The sequence below is a fragment of the Pseudomonas sp. 43(2021) genome (assembly GCF_017490805.1).
In the GTDB taxonomy this organism is placed as follows: Bacteria; Pseudomonadota; Gammaproteobacteria; order Pseudomonadales; family Pseudomonadaceae; genus Aquipseudomonas.
On the sequence record NZ_JAFGYJ010000022.1, the window covers coordinates 16,784 to 32,211 of the forward strand.

Sequence of the window (15,428 nt, forward strand, 5' to 3'; positions counted from 1 at the left end):
TTAGCCCCCACCTGCACATTTTTTTTTGGTGAACGCATGATCGAGGTAACCGAGGTTTCCATTGCCGAGCTGCGCGACGCGCTCGAATCGGGTCGCACGACGGCGGTCGAGCTGGTCCAGGCCTACCTGGCACGCATCGACGCCTACGATGGCGCCGACACCGCCACTGCCCTGAACGCCGTAGTGGTACGCAACCCCGAGGCACTGAAAGAAGCAGAGGCCTCCGACGCCCGTCGTGCCAAAGGCCAGGTCCTGAGCCCATTGGACGGCATCCCTTACACCGCCAAGGACAGCTATCTGGTCAAGGGCCTGACCGCTGCATCGGGCAGCCCGGCCTTCAAGGACCTGGTGGCCCAGCGCGACGCCTTCACCATCGAACGCCTGCGCGCCGCCGGCGCCGTGTGCCTGGGCAAGACCAACATGCCGCCCATGGCCAACGGCGGCATGCAGCGCGGCGTATATGGCCGCGCCGAAAGTCCGTACAACGCCAACTACCTGACCGCACCGTTCGCCTCGGGCTCGTCCAACGGTGCCGGCACCGCCACCGCCGCCAGCTTCAGTGCCTTCGGCCTGGCCGAAGAAACCTGGTCCAGCGGCCGCGGCCCGGCGTCCAACAACGGCCTGTGCGCCTATACCCCGTCGCGCGGGGTGATTTCGGTGCGTGGCAACTGGCCGCTCACACCGACCATGGACGTGGTGGTGCCCTATGCCCGCACCATGGCCGACCTGCTGGAAATTCTCGATGTAGTCGTAGCTGACGACGCCGACAAGCGTGGCGACCTGTGGCGCCTGCAACCCTGGGTGCCCATCCCGGCGGCTTCGACGGTGCGCCCGGCTTCGTACCTGGACCTGGCCGTTGATGCCAGCGCGCTCAAGGGCAAGCGCTTTGGCGTGCCGCGCATGTACATCAATGCCGATGCCGAAGCCGGTACTTCCGAAAAGCCTGGCATTGGCGGCCCGACCGGCCAGCGCATCAACACCCGCGCCACGGTGATCGACCTGTGGCAGCAGGCTCGCCAGGCACTGGAAGCGGCCGGTGCCGAAGTGCTGGAAGTGGACTTCCCGCTGGTGTCGAACTGCGAAGGTGATCGCCCGGGCGCACCGACCGTGTACAACCGCGGCATCGTCAGCAAGGAGTTCCTGCATGACGAACTGTGGGAGCTGTCGGGTTGGGCCTTTGACGACTTCCTGCGCGCCAATGGTGACCCCAGGCTCAACCGCCTGGCCGACGTCGACGGGCCGCAGATTTTCCCCCACGACCCGGGCACCCTGCCCAACCGTGAGGACGACCTGGCTGCCGGCATGGACGAATACGTCAACATGGCCAAGCGTGGCCTGAAGACCTGGGACCAGATCGAGACCCTGCCCGACGGCCTGCGCGGTCTGGAGCAGACCCGCAAGATGGACCTGGAAGACTGGATGGACAAGCTGGGCCTGGATGCGGTGCTGTTCCCCACCGTGGCCGATGTGGCCCCGGCTGACTCCGACGTCAACCCGGTATCGGCCGACATCGCCTGGAGCAACGGAATCTGGGTGGCCAACGGCAACCTGGCGATCCGTCACCTGGGGGTGCCGACCGTGACTGTGCCGATGGGCGTGATGGCCGATATCGGCATGCCAGTGGGGTTGACCTTTGCGGGCCGGGCTTACAGCGACAATGCGCTGCTTAGCTTCGGTGCAGCCTTCGAGGCGACCGGGTCGCGGCGGATGATCCCGCCGCGTACCCCGGCCCTGAGCTGAGGTCTGAAGGGGCTGCTTTGCAGCCCATTCGCGGGTAAACCCGCTCCCACAGGGCCCCCACAGTACTCAAGACCTGTGGTGAACCTGTGGGAGCGGGTTTACCCGCGAATAGACCTGAAAAAGCAAATCGCAAAATTCAACTTCATGTGTAAAAATACACAAAACGTTGATTTTGCGATCTGCCATGCCTATCACCCCCAGCGAAGAACGCCAGCTCACCCTCACCGTCCTCAAGGCCGCCATCCAGGCCCTGGGCAGCGTTGCCGCGCGCAACATGGAAATCCTTTTGCACGACCTCGACCACCCGGAACACTCCGTGGTGGCGATCGTCAACGGCCACCTTTCCGGCCGCAGCGTCGGTAGCCCGATCCTCGCCGCCCCGGAACAGGACCAAGGTTTCAAGGCACTGATGCAGGCGTCGGCCGACCAGCACGGCTGCGCGCCGGTAGTGCTGCCCGACTACCCTACCACCCTCAAGGGCCGCACCCTGCGCAGCGCCACGGCGATCTTCCGCGACCGCAGCGGGCACCCCTTCGCCAGCCTCTGTGTCAACACCGACGTCACCGGCCTCGACGCCGCCATGAGTTTTCTCCAGCAGTTCCAGCCGCTGGGGGCGGCGCCTGCCGTCAGTGAACCCGCCGACATGGAACTGCTGATGAGCGAGATAATCCAGGCATCCCTGCAGCGCAGCGGCCAAGGGCGGATGAACAAGCAGGCCAAGGTCGAGGCCGTACGAGTGATGCAGGAGCGTGGCCTGTTCATCGTCAAGGGCGGCGTGGAAAAGGCCGCCAGCGCCCTTGGCGTGACCCGCTACACCGTTTACAACTACCTTGAGCAACTGCGCGGAGCCAGCCAATGACCTTGCATATTCATACCCCCCTGATCGAATCCCGGCCGCTTTCGCTGGCCGCTGGCCGCAACGTCTGGCTCAAGCTCGAGGCCCTGCAGCCCTGCGGCTCGTTCAAGTTGCGCGGCGTAGGCCACGCCTGCGAGGTGCACCATGCCCGTGGCGCGCGGCATTTCGTGTCTTCCTCGGGCGGCAACGCGGGCCTGGCAGTGGCCTATGCCGGGCGCAAGCTGGGCGTACCAGTGACCGTGGTGGTGCCCGAGACCACCACTGAGCGGGCCAAGGAACTGCTGCGCCTGGAGGACGCACAGGTAGTGGTGCATGGCAGCTCCTGGCAAGAAGCCAACGCCCTGGCGCAGACCCTGGTCGGCCCGGATGACGCCTTCATCCACCCATTCGACGATCCGCTGCTGTGGGCCGGGCATGCCAGCCTGGTGGATGAAGTCGCCGAGGCCGGCGTGAAGCCGGATGCCGTTGTGTTGTCGGTCGGCGGTGGCGGTTTGCTCAGTGGCGTGGTCGAGGGGCTGCAGCGCAACGGCTGGGGCGATGTGCCGGTGCTGGCAGTGGAAACCGAAGGCGCGGCATCGCTGCATGCGGCCATCCAGGCGGGGCATTCGGTGGAGCTGGAACGTATTGCCTCGGTGGCGACGTCGCTGGGGGCCAAGCGTGTGGCTGACCAGGCGCTGGTGTGCGTGCAGCAGCATCCGGTGCACAGCCATCTGGTCAGTGACCGCGCTGCCCTGGAAGCCTGCGAGCGGTTCCTGCGAGACCATCGCGTGCTGGTGGAACCTGCCTGTGGGGCGGCGTTGGCACTGGCCTATGCACCAGGCGCCCTGGCGCAGTACCAGAATGTGCTGGTGGTGGTTTGTGGCGGGGCTACCGCCACGCTGGAGCAGATCCAGGCGTGGTTGAAGCAGGTTGATTGAGGTTACCTGTACCGGCCTCCTCGCGGGTAAACCCGCTCCCACAAGTACTGTATTGGCATCAAGGGTTGTGTAAGCTGACGCGGTTCCTGTGGGAGCGGGCAAGCCCGCGAACACCGGCGAAGCCGGTGCCATCCAATCCAACGCTCATCGGATTCTCCTTGAGACACACGGTTGCTGATTACGATAGTCACATGCCGCTGTTCTACTAAGCCCGCCGCAACCGGAAAAATCCCCTCGCAACGGCGTCAACCACGACGAAATGCGTAACCCACCCTTTCGGTCTGCGGCAAGTGAAGGCACAATGCGTGTCCTTTTTTTGGCCGGCCTGGCCGGGGGCCTTTAAATGATCAAGACGCCGTACTACCTCATCGATAAAACCAAGCTGCTGGGCAACATGGAGAAGATCGCCTACGTGCGCGAACACTCCGGTGCCAAGGCGCTGCTCGCCCTCAAGTGCTTTGCCACCTGGTCGGTCTTCGACCTGATGCAACAATACATGGACGGCACCACCTCTTCGTCGCTGTACGAGCTCAAGCTCGGCCGCCAGAAATTCGCCGGCGAAACCCACGCCTACAGCGTGGCCTGGGCCGACGACGAGGTCGAGGAAATGCTCGAGAACTGCGACAAGATCATCTTCAACTCGATCGGCCAACTGCAACGCTTTGCCGCTCAGTCCGAAGGCAAGGTCCGCGGCCTGCGCGTCAACCCGCAGGTCAGCAGCTCCGACTACCTGCTGGCCGACCCGGCCCGCCCGTTCAGCCGCCTGGGCGAATGGGACCCGGCCAAGGTCGAACAGGTGATCGAGCAGATCTCCGGCTTCATGTTCCACAACAACTGTGAGAACGGCGACTTCGGCCTGTTCGACAAGATGCTCACGCACATCGAAGAACGCTTCGGGCACCTGCTGCACAAGGTCGAGTGGGTCAGCCTCGGTGGCGGCATCCACTTCACCGGTGAGGACTACGCGCTGGACGCCTTCTGTGCGCGCCTGAAAGCCTTCTCGGAAAAGTACGGCGTGCAGGTGTACCTGGAGCCGGGCGAAGCGGCCATCACCAACAGCGCTTCGCTGGAAGTGACCGTGCTCGATACCCTGTACAACGGCAAGCACCTGGCCGTGGTCGACAGCTCGATCGAAGCACACATGCTCGACCTGCTGATCTACCGCCTCAACGCCAAGATGGCCCCCAACGACGGCGCGCATACCTACATGGTCTGCGGCAAGTCGTGCCTGGCCGGTGACATCTTCGGCGAGTACCAATTCGATCGTCCGCTGGCCATCGGTGATCGCCTGTCGTTCGTCGACGCGGCGGGTTACACCATGGTCAAGAAAAACTGGTTCAACGGTCTGAAAATGCCATCCATCGTGGTCAAGCAACTCGACGGCAGCGTCGAAGTGGTGCGCGAGTTCGGTTTCGAAGACTACGTTTCCAGCCTGTCGTAAGACCGGCTTTCAGTAAGGAGCAAGTGACAAATTGAAGAAGAACGTTCTTATCATTGGTGCAGGAGGTGTCGCCAAGGTGGTGGCCCACAAGTGCGCGCAGCATAACGACGAACTGGGTCGTATCGCTATTGCGTCACGGAACATCTCCAAATGCCAGGCCATCATCGACAGCGTCAAGGCCAAGGGTAGCCTCAAGGTACCCGCAGACATCCAGGCCTTCTCGCTCAATGCCCTGGATGTCGAGGCAACCAAGGCGCTGATCCGCGAGACCGAATCGCAGATCGTGATCAACGTTGGTTCCGCCTTCCTCAACATGTCGGTGCTGCGTGCCTGCATCGATACCGGTGCCGCCTATCTGGACACCGCCATCCACGAAGAGCCGGGCAAGATCTGCGAGACCCCGCCGTGGTACGGCAACTACGAGTGGAAACACCTCGAAGAGTGCCAGGCAAAGAACATTACCGCCATTCTCGGCGTCGGTTTCGACCCGGGTGTGGTGAACAGCTACGCCAAGCTGGCGCAGCAACAGTATTTCGACAGCATTGACTCGATCGACATCCTCGACGTCAATGCCGGTTCGCATGGCAAGTACTTCGCCACCAACTTCGACCCGGAAATCAACTTCCGCGAGTTCACCGGGCAAGTGTGGAGCTGGCAGAACAGCCAGTGGACCAGCAACACCATGTTCGAGGTCAAGCGTACCGACGACCTGCCGGTGGTAGGTTCGCAGAACCTGTACCTGACCGGCCACGATGAAGTTCACTCGATTTCGAAGAACCTCAACGTACCGAACGTGCGTTTCTGGATGAGCTTCGGCGAGCACTACATCAATGTGTTCACCGTGCTGAAGAACCTGGGCCTGCTCTCCGAGCAACCGGTGAAAACCGCCGAAGGCCTGGAAGTGGTACCGCTGAAAGTGGTCAAGGCCGTGCTGCCGGACCCAGCCTCGCTGGCCCCGGGCTACACCGGCAAGACCTGCATCGGTGACCTGGTCAAGGGCACCAAGGATGGCCAGCCGCGCGAAGTGTTCATCTACAACGTGGCCGACCACGAAGAAGCCTACGCCGAGACCGACAGCCAGGGCATTTCCTACACCGCCGGGGTACCGCCAGTGGCTGCCGCCCTGCTGGTTGCCCGTGGCGAGTGGGATGCCAAGCGCATGGTCAACGTCGAGGAGCTGCCAGCCGAGCCGTTCCTCAAGGCGCTGGACGTGATGGGCCTGCCGACCCGCGTCAAGGATGAAAAAGGTGATCGTCCTTGGGACGCTGAAGCCTAAGCAGCAAGACAGAGGGGCGCCATCAAGGCGCCCCTTCTGTTTTTGCAGGCCCGGCCTCTTCGCGGGTAAACCCGCTCCTACAGACCTGTGAAATGCCTGTGGGAGCGGGTTTACCCGCGAAAGGGCCGGCACAGGCTTACCTCTATTTCCGAGCCTCCAGGATCAGGTTGAACGGCGTCTGCGTCGCTCGCCGGAACCGGCTGAACCCCGCCTCCTCGAACACCGCCCGCAACCGCGCTTCCCCGGCCTGCGCACCCAGCCCGAGCCCCACCTCCTGCGACAACGAATTCGGCGTGCAGATAAACGTCGATGCCGCATAGAACAAGCGCCCAACCGGTGTCAGGTTGCCCTCCAGCGAATCCTCGGCGTAAGGCTCCACCAGCATCACCGTGCCGTCGGCCTTCAACGCGCGGTAAGCATGCTTCGCAGCCCCCACCGGGTCGCCCATGTCGTGCAGGCAATCGAAGAAGCACACCAGGTCATGGTCATGCCCCGGGTAGTCCTTGGCGCTGGCCTGCTGGAAGCTCACCCGTCCCGCCAACCCCGCCTCGCGCGCACGCTCGTTGGCGGTGGCGATGGAAGGCCCGTGGTAGTCGTAGCCAACGAAGGTGGATGCCGGAAACGCCTGGGCCATGACCAGCGTGGAAGCACCATGCCCACAGCCCACATCCGCCACCTTGGCGCCCGCCTGCAACTTGGCCACCACGCCCTCCAGTGCCGGCAACCATTCGGCCACCAGGAAGGTGCGGTAGCCCGGCCGGAAGAACCGTTCGGTGCCGCTGAACATGCAGGGGTGGTGGTCGCCCCAAGCCAGCCCGCCGTCGCCGCGCATGGCCGCGACCAACTTGTCCTTGTCATGGAACAGCGCTGCCACCACCGCCGCACCACCGGCCATGTAGGCCGGGGAATCCTCCAGCGCCAGGGCCATGGCCTGCTCTTCGGGCAACACGAAACGGCCCTTGTCATGCACCATGTAACCCGAGGCGGCCTGGGCGCTGAGCCATTCGCGCACCAGCCGCGGGTGGCAGCCGGTCTTTTCCGCCAGCGCCTCGGGGGTGGTCGGCTGGCTGTCGGCCATGGCCCGATACAACCCCAGCTCATCGCCAAGAATCACGTTGGCCAAGGTCGCCGCAGCGCCCATGTCGCCCACCAGCTTGCCCATGAAGTCGTGAAGCCTTGCCTCGTCCATGACCTGCCCTCCTCTGCAAGAAGGCCATCGCCAGCGAGGGACATCCGCTCCGGGGAGGCGGTGGTCGATTGAATGGTGTGGGCCTGCCGAGCGTTGCCCAACGCAGGCCACTTGTAAGTCTAGATGCCCTGATCAGAAGGCTTTGCCTGCCCAGCCAACTTTTCCAGTAGCACCTTGGCCAGCGCCTTGTCCGAGAACGGGTTCTGCCCGGTGATCAGTTCGCGGTCTACCACCACATTGGGTTGCCAGGCCTTGGCGTAGCCCATGTCGCCCCCTGCCATTGCCATGGCATTGGCCGGGTAGAACAACAGCCGCTGGTCCTTGAGCGATCCCTCGAACACCTGCTCCTCCGGGTCGGAGAAAATGGTCATCTTGTAGCCCTTGTACAACCAGTCTTTGGCTGCCGGCTTTTCACCACGTGCCAGCGCCGACTGGTAGCTTGCCGGATCCTGCTGGGCCGAGAGCAAGGCGATGGGGCCGTGGCAGATGGCGGCTGTGGGCTTGCCAGCCTGGTGGAAATGCCGCAGCAAGGCGCCCACGTCCGGGTTGTTGGCCAGGTCGATCAACGGCGCATGGCCGCCGGGGATGAACAGCCCGGCATAGCGCCCCAGGTCACCTGCCAGGACTTCTTTCACCGACAGGGTATCGTCAATGCCCGGCAGGCCTTGCACGACCTTCTCGATCCGGCGCATCTCCGCTGCATCACCGGCAAAGTAGCTTGGGTCGATCGAACGCTGGTCCACGCGCGGGGCATTACCCTTGGGGGTAACCAGCACCAGCTTGTAACCAGCCTTGAGCAACTGGTCGGCAGGCACGCCGAATTCGTTGAGGTAGTAGCCGGTGGCGTAGCGCTTGCCGTCCTGCAGTGGCAGCTGGTACTCGCTGGACAACAGCACCAGCACTTCACCCTTGGGTGCGGCAAGGGCACCGGCGGCAAGCAGGGTGCCGGCAACAGCCAAGGCAAGCCGGGACATCTTGGTCATGCAACAATCTCCTGATCTGGCAAATAGGGCCTTCCGCTCACGTTGGCGGGATGCGTTCATGCTAATGGCAAGGCTATGATTCGATAATTCGAAAGCTCGCATGCCTGTGATCCAGAAAATGAATATCACCAGCAAGGACCTCAACCTGCTGTACCTGTTCCATGTGCTGTATCAGGAACGCAACGCCACCCTTGCCGCCCAGCGCATGGCGCTGAGCCAGCCCGCGCTCAGCCACAAGCTCAACAAGCTGCGTCATCAGTTTGGTGACCCCCTGTTCGTCCGCGCACCCAGGGGCCTGACCCCGACTCCGCGCGCCCACGAACTGGCGCCCGAGGTAGAACGCCTGGTGGTGGGTCTGGAGGGATTCTATGAGCGCTGCGAAGGGCAGGATTTCCTCGCCCGCCCTGCCCACCTGCACCTGTACAGCACCGACTATGTAGAACAGACGCTGTTACCCAGGCTGCTGCCGATCCTGCGCAGCCAGGCACCGAACCTGACCCTGGTCACCCACAACACCCGTGGCCAGCTACCTCGCGAAGAACTGGAGAAAGGCACCTGTGACCTGGCCGTTGCCGGGTTCTACACCGACCTGCCAGAAACCTTCCACCAACAGCGCCTGCTCACCGAACACTTCGTGGTGCTGGCCTCGCGCAGCCATCCAGGCCTGGACAAAGGCCTGGACCTCGATACCTTCCTCGCCAGCGACCACCTGCTCACTACCCTCACCGGCGACCTCGATGGCCTGGTCGACCGCGCCTTGCGCGGCCAAGGAATGCAACGCCGGGTCGTGGCAGGCCTGTCGAGCTTCGTAGCACCCACGCGCCTGCTGCGCGGTACCAACCTGCTGCTCACCTGCCTTCGCTCGCTGGCCATCGAAGCCACCGAGCGTGATGACGACCTGCTCATGTACCCGCTGCCGCTGACACTGCCAGCAGTCGAGGTGATGCAGATCTGGCACGAACGCACCCATGCCGATCCTTTGCGGCGCTGGTTCCGCCAACAGCTTTGGCGCGTAGCCCTGGAGGCAGCGGCCGGCGCAAGTAACAATTTCTAAACAACAATGTGACATTTTTTTTCAGCTTTCTCGCCAAGGAGCTGTCAAATGAAGGTCACGGTTTTCGGTACCGGTTATGTCGGCCTCACCCAGGCAGTGTGCCTGGCACAGGTGGGACACTCGGTGTTGTGCATGGATGTCGACGCCGAGCGGGTCGCCAGCCTCAATGAAGGCCATTGCCCGATCTTCGAGCCCGGCCTTGCGCCGATGCTGGAGAAGAACCTGGCCTGCGGTCGCCTGCGCTTCACCACCGACGCCAGCGCAGCGGCCAACTACGCCAGGTTGCAGTTCATCGCCGTCGGCACCCCGCCACAGGCCGATGGCAGTGCCGACCTGAAGCACGTATTCGCCGTGGTCGACAGCATCCTCGAACATGCCGACGGCCCCAAGGTGATCGTCAACAAATCCACCGCACCGGTCGGCACGGTGCAGCGCATCAAGGCACGCATCGCCCAGGCCGTGGCCGATACCAGCCGCTTCCACGTCATCAGCAACCCCGAGTTCCTCAAGGAAGGCTCGGCAGTCGATGACTGCATGCGCCCGGAGCGCATCATCATTGGGGGCGCGGAACCCGCCGAGGTAGAGCTGCTGCGCGAGCTGTACCTGCCGTTCAGCCGCAACCGCGAAAAGCTCATGGTCATGGATGCGCGCAGCGCCGAGCTGACCAAGTACGCCGCCAACTGCATGCTGGCGACCAAGATCTCTTTCATCAACGAAATCGCCAACCTGGCCGAGCACCTGGGCGCCGACATCGAAATGGTGCGCCGCGGCATCGGCTCGGACCCGCGCATCGGCTACGACTTCATCTACGCCGGCTGCGGCTTTGGCGGCTCGTGCTTCCCCAAGGACCTGCAAGCCCTGCGCCGCAGCGCCGAGGCCGAAGGCTTCGAGCCGCAGTTGCTGCGTGCGGTGGAGTCGGTCAACGAGCAGCAAAAGGGCCGGCTGTTCAGCAAGATCCAGCGCCACTACCCACGTGGCCTGCGGGGCAAGGTCTTCGCCTTGTGGGGGTTGTCGTTCAAGCCCAATACCAACGACATCCGCGAGGCCTCCAGCCGGGTCCTGCTGGAGGCGCTGTGGGCCGCCGGTGCGCGGGTGCAGGCCCACGACCCGCAGGCCATGGAAGAGATCCAGCGCCACTATGGCCCGCGCGCCGACCTGCAACTGGTGCCGTGCAAGGAGGATGCGCTGCGCGGCGCCGATGCCCTGGTGATCGTCACCGAATGGCAGGACTACCGTGTGCTCAACCTGGACAAGGTGCCGCAACAACTGGCCGACCGGGTGGTGTTCGACGGGCGCAACCTGTTCGAACCCGAGCACATGGCCGCCGCCGGCCTGACCTACTACGGCATCGGCCGTGGCCAGGTACAGCCAGCATGCCCGTACTGATTACCGGCGTGGCCGGCTTCATTGGCTACCACGTTGCACGGCGCCTGTGCGAGGCAGGCATCGAAGTGGTCGGCATCGACAACCTCAACGCCTACTACAGCGTCCAGCTGAAACTGGCGCGCCTGCAGCAACTGTTCGGCTTTGCCAATTTCCGCTTCCACACCCTCGACATTGCCCACCCGAGCGAATTGCAACAGCTGTTCGCCGGGCAGGCGTTCAGTGAAGTTATCCACCTGGCGGCGCAGGCCGGGGTGCGCTATTCGCTGGACAACCCTGGTGCCTATGGCCAGGCCAACCTGGTCGGTTTTCTCAACATCCTCGAAGCCTGCCGCCAGCAGCCCCCCCGCCACCTGATCTACGCCTCCAGCAGTTCGGTGTACGGCGCCAACGCCAAGCTGCCGTTCAGCGTCGACGACCCGGTCGAGCAACCGGTGTCGTTGTATGCCGCCAGCAAGCGCGCCAATGAACTGATGGCGCACAGCTACGCACACCTGTACCGGCTACCGACCACCGGCCTGCGCTTCTTTACCGTCTACGGTCCCTGGGGCCGCCCGGACATGGCGTTGTTCAAGTTCACCCGCGCCATGCTCGAGGGCCGACCGATCGAGGTCTACAACCACGGCCTGATGGGGCGCGACTTCACCTACATCGACGACATCGTCGAGAGCATCGTGCGCTTGCGCCTGAAGCCGCCACTGCCGGCTGAGGGGCAACCGCCCTGCCAGCTGTTCAACATCGGCCGAGGCCAGCCGGTACGGCTGCTGGACTTCGTCGAAAGCCTGGAGCGTGCACTGGGCATCAAGGCCCGGCGCGACTACCTGCCGCTGCAGGCGGGTGACGTGCTGGAAACCTGGGCCGACGTCGGCTCGCTGGCGCGCTGGATCGACTACACCCCGGACACATCGCTGGAACACGGCGTCGACGCCTTCGTTGGCTGGTACCGGGATTTCTACCGGGTTTGAGCCGTGCAATCACCACAAGATCACAGGTAGCCTCATGACAGATCCACTTGACCTCTCGGTACTCATCCCCGCCAAGAACGAGGTCGACAACCTGCCATCACTGCTGATGGAAATACGCACCGCGCTGGCAGCTGAAGACTATGAAGTGCTGGTGGTCGATGACGGCAGCAGCGACCGCACCCTGAGCGTACTGCAGCAACTGAAAAGCCAGGGTTACCCGCAACTGCGCATCCTCCGCCACGAGCGCTCGCTGGGCCAGAGCACCTCACTGTGGCATGCCGCCCAGGCAGCACGCGGACGCTGGCTGGCGACCCTGGACGGCGACGGTCAGAACGACCCGGCAGACATCCCCGGCATGCTGGCCTTGGTGCGCGCCAACCAGGGCCTGGCCGGTGGCGTCACGCTGGTGGCCGGGCACCGGGTCAACCGCCGCGACAGCGCCAGCAAGCGCTGGGCCTCGCGCCTTGCCAACGGCCTGCGCAGCCGCCTGCTCAAGGACGCCACACCAGACACCGGCTGCGGGTTGAAACTGATCGAGCGCGCGGCCTTCCTGCGCCTGCCCTATTTCGACCACATGCACCGCTTCATCCCGGCACTGATCCTGCGCCACAACGGGCGTATGCTGGTGCACCCGGTCAACCACCGGCCACGTCACGCCGGGGTGTCCAAGTACGGCAATCTGGACCGCGCCCTGGTCGGTATCCTCGACCTGTTCGGGGTCTGGTGGCTGATCCGTCGCACCCGCCTGGACACGCATCCCCAGGAGCTCGAAGGATGACCCGAGAAACCCTGTGGTTGATCATCGGCTTCGCCGGCCAGGCCGTGTTCACCGGGCGCTTCGTGTTGCAGTGGCTGTACAGCGAGTTGAAGCGCCGCAGCGTGATCCCGGTGGGTTTCTGGTACCTGAGCATGCTCGGCAGCGCACTGCTGCTGACTTACGCCATCTATCGCCAGGACCCGGTGTTCATCATCGGCCAGAGCTTCGGCTTCCTGGTCTACCTGCGCAACCTGCAACTGATCGCCCGCCACCAGGAACAGAAGGAATAGCCCTTGCCAAGGTTCAAGACGCTCAGGGCCGAACGCCTGGCCCTGATTGCCCTCGCGGTGTTGCTGGTAGGCGCGGGCATCGGCTGGCGCCAGCCGATGAATGTGGATGAAGAGCGCTTTCTCGGCGTCGCCCTGGAAATGCTGCAGAGCGGCAACTGGTTCATTCCGCACCGGGCGGCGGAAATCTACGGCGACAAGCCGCCGCTGTTCATGTGGACCGTGGCCCTGTTCAGCCACCTGACCGGCTCGCCCAAGGTTGCCCTGTACCTGCCGGGGCTGCTGTCGGCGGCGACCATCACCTGGGTGCTGCATGACCTGGGGCAACGCCTGTGGCACCGGCGCATCGGCGTGATTGCCGCCTTGCTGTTCCTGGCCACCTACCAGAGCTACAGCATCCTGCGCACCGGGCAGATCGACAGCTTTCTGTGCCTGTGGGTTGCGCTGGGTTTCTACGGCATGGTTCGCCATCTGCTGCTGGGGCCGGCCTGGGGCTGGTTCTACCTGGCCTGCGCGGCCATGGGCCTGGGCATCATCAGCAAGGGCGTGGGCTTTGTGCCGGCGCTGATGCTGCTGCCCTATGCCTGGGCGGTGCGCCAGCGCTGGCACGGGGTGGTGGCCATGCCCGGCCAGGGTTGGCGCTGGAGCCTGGGGCTGCTGTGGTTGCTGGCCGGTTGCGCGGTGTGGCTGCTGCCACTGCTGATATCGATCGCCCATGGCGGTGGCGCGGCGGAGCTGGCCTACCTGAAGGAAATCCTGCTGCGCCAGACCGCCAGCCGTTATGCCAATGCCTGGGACCATCGCGAACCGTTCTGGTACTTCTTCGTCATGGTCATCCCCAAATACTGGCTGCCACTGGTGCTGGCCCTGCCCTGGCTGGTGCCGGCCTGGCGCCGGCAGCTGCAAAAACGCGACGGGCGCTTCCTGTTGCTGCTTGGCTGGGTGGCGCTGGTGCTGTTGTTTTTCAGCCTCAGCAGCGGCAAGCGCAAGCTGTACATCTTCCCGGCGCTGCCGGGCCTGGTGCTGGCCATCGCGCCACTGCTGCCGTGGCTGCTCAAGCGCTGGCTGCAGCGCCGACCGGCTTGGCGCAGGGCGTTCACTGCCGTGGCCCTGGCATGGTTCGCGCTGTGGTTCGCGCGCGGCTTCGTCGAGCCGCTGAAGGAAGGCCGCAACCCGCATGAGACCTTGATGAGTGAAGCCGCACGGGCCACCGGCGGCGCCGACTTGGTGCTGGTCGACTGGCGCGAGGGGCATTGGCTGTTTTCCCGGCAACCCATCGTGCACTTCGGCTTCACCGGCCAGTCCAAGGCAGATGCGGCCGCCTACTGGCTGCGCCACAATCCCACGGCCTTTGCCCTGATCCCGGCTTCGGAACTGGGCCGCTGCTTCGCTGCCGACAAGGCACGCAGGCTGGGCGAGACCTCGCGCGCCGAGTGGTATGTGGTCGGCGCCGATGCCGATAATGGCCAGTGCCAGGCCACAGCCCCAAGTCACGTCTACCACTTCGCCTGGGCGCACACGCCCGGCAACCTGCAAACCGCCGCGGAGCACCCCGGGAAATGACCAGCCAGACCCTGCCGGCCCAGCGCCGGCGTTGGTGGCAGCGGGTAAACCGCTGGCGCCAGGTAGCCGCCGTGACGCTGCTGGCCATGGGTGTGCTCGGTATCGAGGCCGCCCGCTCGTTCTGGCCCCAGCAGCTCTACGCCCACCTGAGCAACCGCTGGAGCGGCGACACCGCACCCGGCCAGAACATCTGGCTACCGGCCTACCAGCTGGCGATCGACGCCAAGGTGGTGGAACAAGGCCTGGGCAACCTGTCCGGGATCACCTACGACGATGACCAAGACCGCTTGCTGGCCATCACCAATAGCTACCCCATGGAGCTGCTGGAGCTGAGCAAGAGCGGCGACATCCAGGCCCGCTACCCGCTGGTGGGCTTCGAGGACGCCGAGGGGCTCGCCTACCTAGGCAAGGGTCGCCTGGCCATCAGTGACGAGCAGCTGCAACGGCTAAGCGTGATACCCCTGCCCGACCACCCGCAGCCAATCGACGCCAGCCAGGCCCAGTGGATCACCCTCGGCATCAACCCGACCCACAGCAACAAGGGCTTCGAGGGCGTGACCTACGACCGCCAGCACGACCGCCTGTACGCCATCAAGGAACGTGCCCCACGGCAGCTGTTCGAGGTAACCGGCCTGGTCGATGCCTTGAATGGCGGGCCCTTGCACCTCACCGTCAATGACCGGCGTCACTGGGTCAAGCGCAGTGTTTTCGCCACCGACCTGTCTGACGGCTACTACGACGCGCGCACGGGCCACCTGCTGCTGCTCAGCGACCAGGCGAAGAACATCAGCGAACTCGACAGCGATGGCCGCTTCGTCAGCATTCGCTCGCTGCGCGCCGCTATCGGTGGACTGGGCCGCGATGCACCGCAGCCCGAGGGCATCACCATGGACAATGCCGGCAACCTGTACGTGGTCAGCGAGCCGAATTTGTTCTAACGGTTCAGCAAGCCTTGAGCTTGATGCCTGTCAGTCAAGCGAACTGGGGCCGCCTTGCGGCCCATTGTCGACAAGCCAC

Annotated in this window: 14 protein-coding genes; 12 read left to right on the forward strand and 2 right to left on the reverse strand. The window is 64.2% G+C overall.

Annotation, left to right across the window (positions count from 1 at the left end; translation table 11 throughout):
* The first annotated feature begins 36 nt into the window (after positions 1-36).
* From J5M71_RS18805 to J5M71_RS18825, 5 genes are all read left to right on the forward strand, one after another.
* A complete protein-coding gene (locus J5M71_RS18805) occupies positions 37-1,740 on the forward strand; it encodes an amidase (RefSeq protein ID WP_063914811.1) in 1,704 nt (567 codons plus the stop codon).
* Positions 1,741-1,924: 184 nt separating this feature from the next.
* Positions 1,925-2,599, forward strand: coding sequence for a PAS domain-containing protein (locus J5M71_RS18810; RefSeq protein WP_207834933.1), 675 nt, complete (start codon positions 1,925-1,927; stop codon positions 2,597-2,599).
* Complete coding sequence (locus J5M71_RS18815) at positions 2,596-3,513, forward strand: pyridoxal-phosphate dependent enzyme (RefSeq protein ID WP_207834935.1); 918 nt, start codon at positions 2,596-2,598, stop codon at positions 3,511-3,513. The genes J5M71_RS18810 and J5M71_RS18815 overlap by 4 nt, the downstream gene beginning before the upstream one ends.
* A 343-nt stretch (positions 3,514-3,856) precedes the next feature.
* Positions 3,857-4,954: a carboxynorspermidine decarboxylase gene (locus J5M71_RS18820; RefSeq protein ID WP_063914814.1), complete on the forward strand. Its 1,098-nt coding sequence runs from the start codon at positions 3,857-3,859 to the stop codon at positions 4,952-4,954.
* A gap of 31 nt (positions 4,955-4,985) precedes the next feature.
* The gene (locus J5M71_RS18825; protein WP_021782415.1) at positions 4,986-6,230 is read left to right on the forward strand and encodes a saccharopine dehydrogenase family protein; all 1,245 of its coding nucleotides are present in this window, start codon (positions 4,986-4,988) and stop codon (positions 6,228-6,230) included.
* Between the two features lie 142 nt (positions 6,231-6,372).
* Here the strand turns inward: J5M71_RS18825 and J5M71_RS18830 are convergent, their stop codons facing one another.
* Positions 6,373-7,419 (reverse strand): class I SAM-dependent methyltransferase, encoded by a 1,047-nt coding sequence (locus J5M71_RS18830; RefSeq protein WP_207834936.1) that lies wholly within the window; start codon positions 7,417-7,419, stop codon positions 6,373-6,375.
* Between the two features lie 119 nt (positions 7,420-7,538).
* The gene (locus J5M71_RS18835) at positions 7,539-8,402 is read right to left on the reverse strand and encodes a type 1 glutamine amidotransferase domain-containing protein (RefSeq protein WP_207834938.1); all 864 of its coding nucleotides are present in this window, start codon (positions 8,400-8,402) and stop codon (positions 7,539-7,541) included.
* 118 nt (positions 8,403-8,520) lie between these two features.
* Here J5M71_RS18835 and J5M71_RS18840 point away from each other — a divergent pair, with 118 nt between their 5' ends.
* From J5M71_RS18840 to J5M71_RS18870, 7 genes are read left to right on the forward strand one after another with little or no spacing between them, the layout of a single operon-like run.
* Positions 8,521-9,456 carry a LysR family transcriptional regulator gene (locus J5M71_RS18840; protein WP_207834940.1) on the forward strand — a complete coding sequence of 312 codons (936 nt, stop codon included), beginning with the start codon at positions 8,521-8,523 and terminating at the stop codon, positions 9,454-9,456.
* A gap of 48 nt (positions 9,457-9,504) precedes the next feature.
* The gene (locus J5M71_RS18845; protein ID WP_063914818.1) at positions 9,505-10,842 is read left to right on the forward strand and encodes a UDP-glucose/GDP-mannose dehydrogenase family protein; all 1,338 of its coding nucleotides are present in this window, start codon (positions 9,505-9,507) and stop codon (positions 10,840-10,842) included.
* Positions 10,830-11,804 carry an NAD-dependent epimerase/dehydratase family protein gene (locus tag J5M71_RS18850; RefSeq protein ID WP_207834951.1) on the forward strand — a complete coding sequence of 325 codons (975 nt, stop codon included), beginning with the start codon at positions 10,830-10,832 and terminating at the stop codon, positions 11,802-11,804. The genes J5M71_RS18845 and J5M71_RS18850 overlap by 13 nt, the downstream gene beginning before the upstream one ends.
* Before the next feature lie 34 nt (positions 11,805-11,838).
* Positions 11,839-12,582, forward strand: a complete 744-nt coding sequence (locus J5M71_RS18855; RefSeq protein ID WP_207834953.1) for a glycosyltransferase family 2 protein — start codon at positions 11,839-11,841, stop codon at positions 12,580-12,582.
* Positions 12,579-12,851: a lipid-A-disaccharide synthase N-terminal domain-containing protein gene (locus J5M71_RS18860; RefSeq protein ID WP_201201464.1), complete on the forward strand. Its 273-nt coding sequence runs from the start codon at positions 12,579-12,581 to the stop codon at positions 12,849-12,851. The genes J5M71_RS18855 and J5M71_RS18860 overlap by 4 nt, the downstream gene beginning before the upstream one ends.
* Positions 12,852-12,854: 3 nt before the next feature.
* Entirely contained in the window at positions 12,855-14,411 is a 1,557-nt protein-coding gene (locus J5M71_RS18865) for a glycosyltransferase family 39 protein (RefSeq protein WP_207834955.1), read from the forward strand.
* Entirely contained in the window at positions 14,408-15,349 is a 942-nt protein-coding gene (locus tag J5M71_RS18870; RefSeq protein WP_207834957.1) for an SdiA-regulated domain-containing protein, read from the forward strand. Before J5M71_RS18865 ends, J5M71_RS18870 begins: the two co-directional genes overlap by 4 nt.
* Positions 15,350-15,428 lie beyond the last annotated feature (79 nt).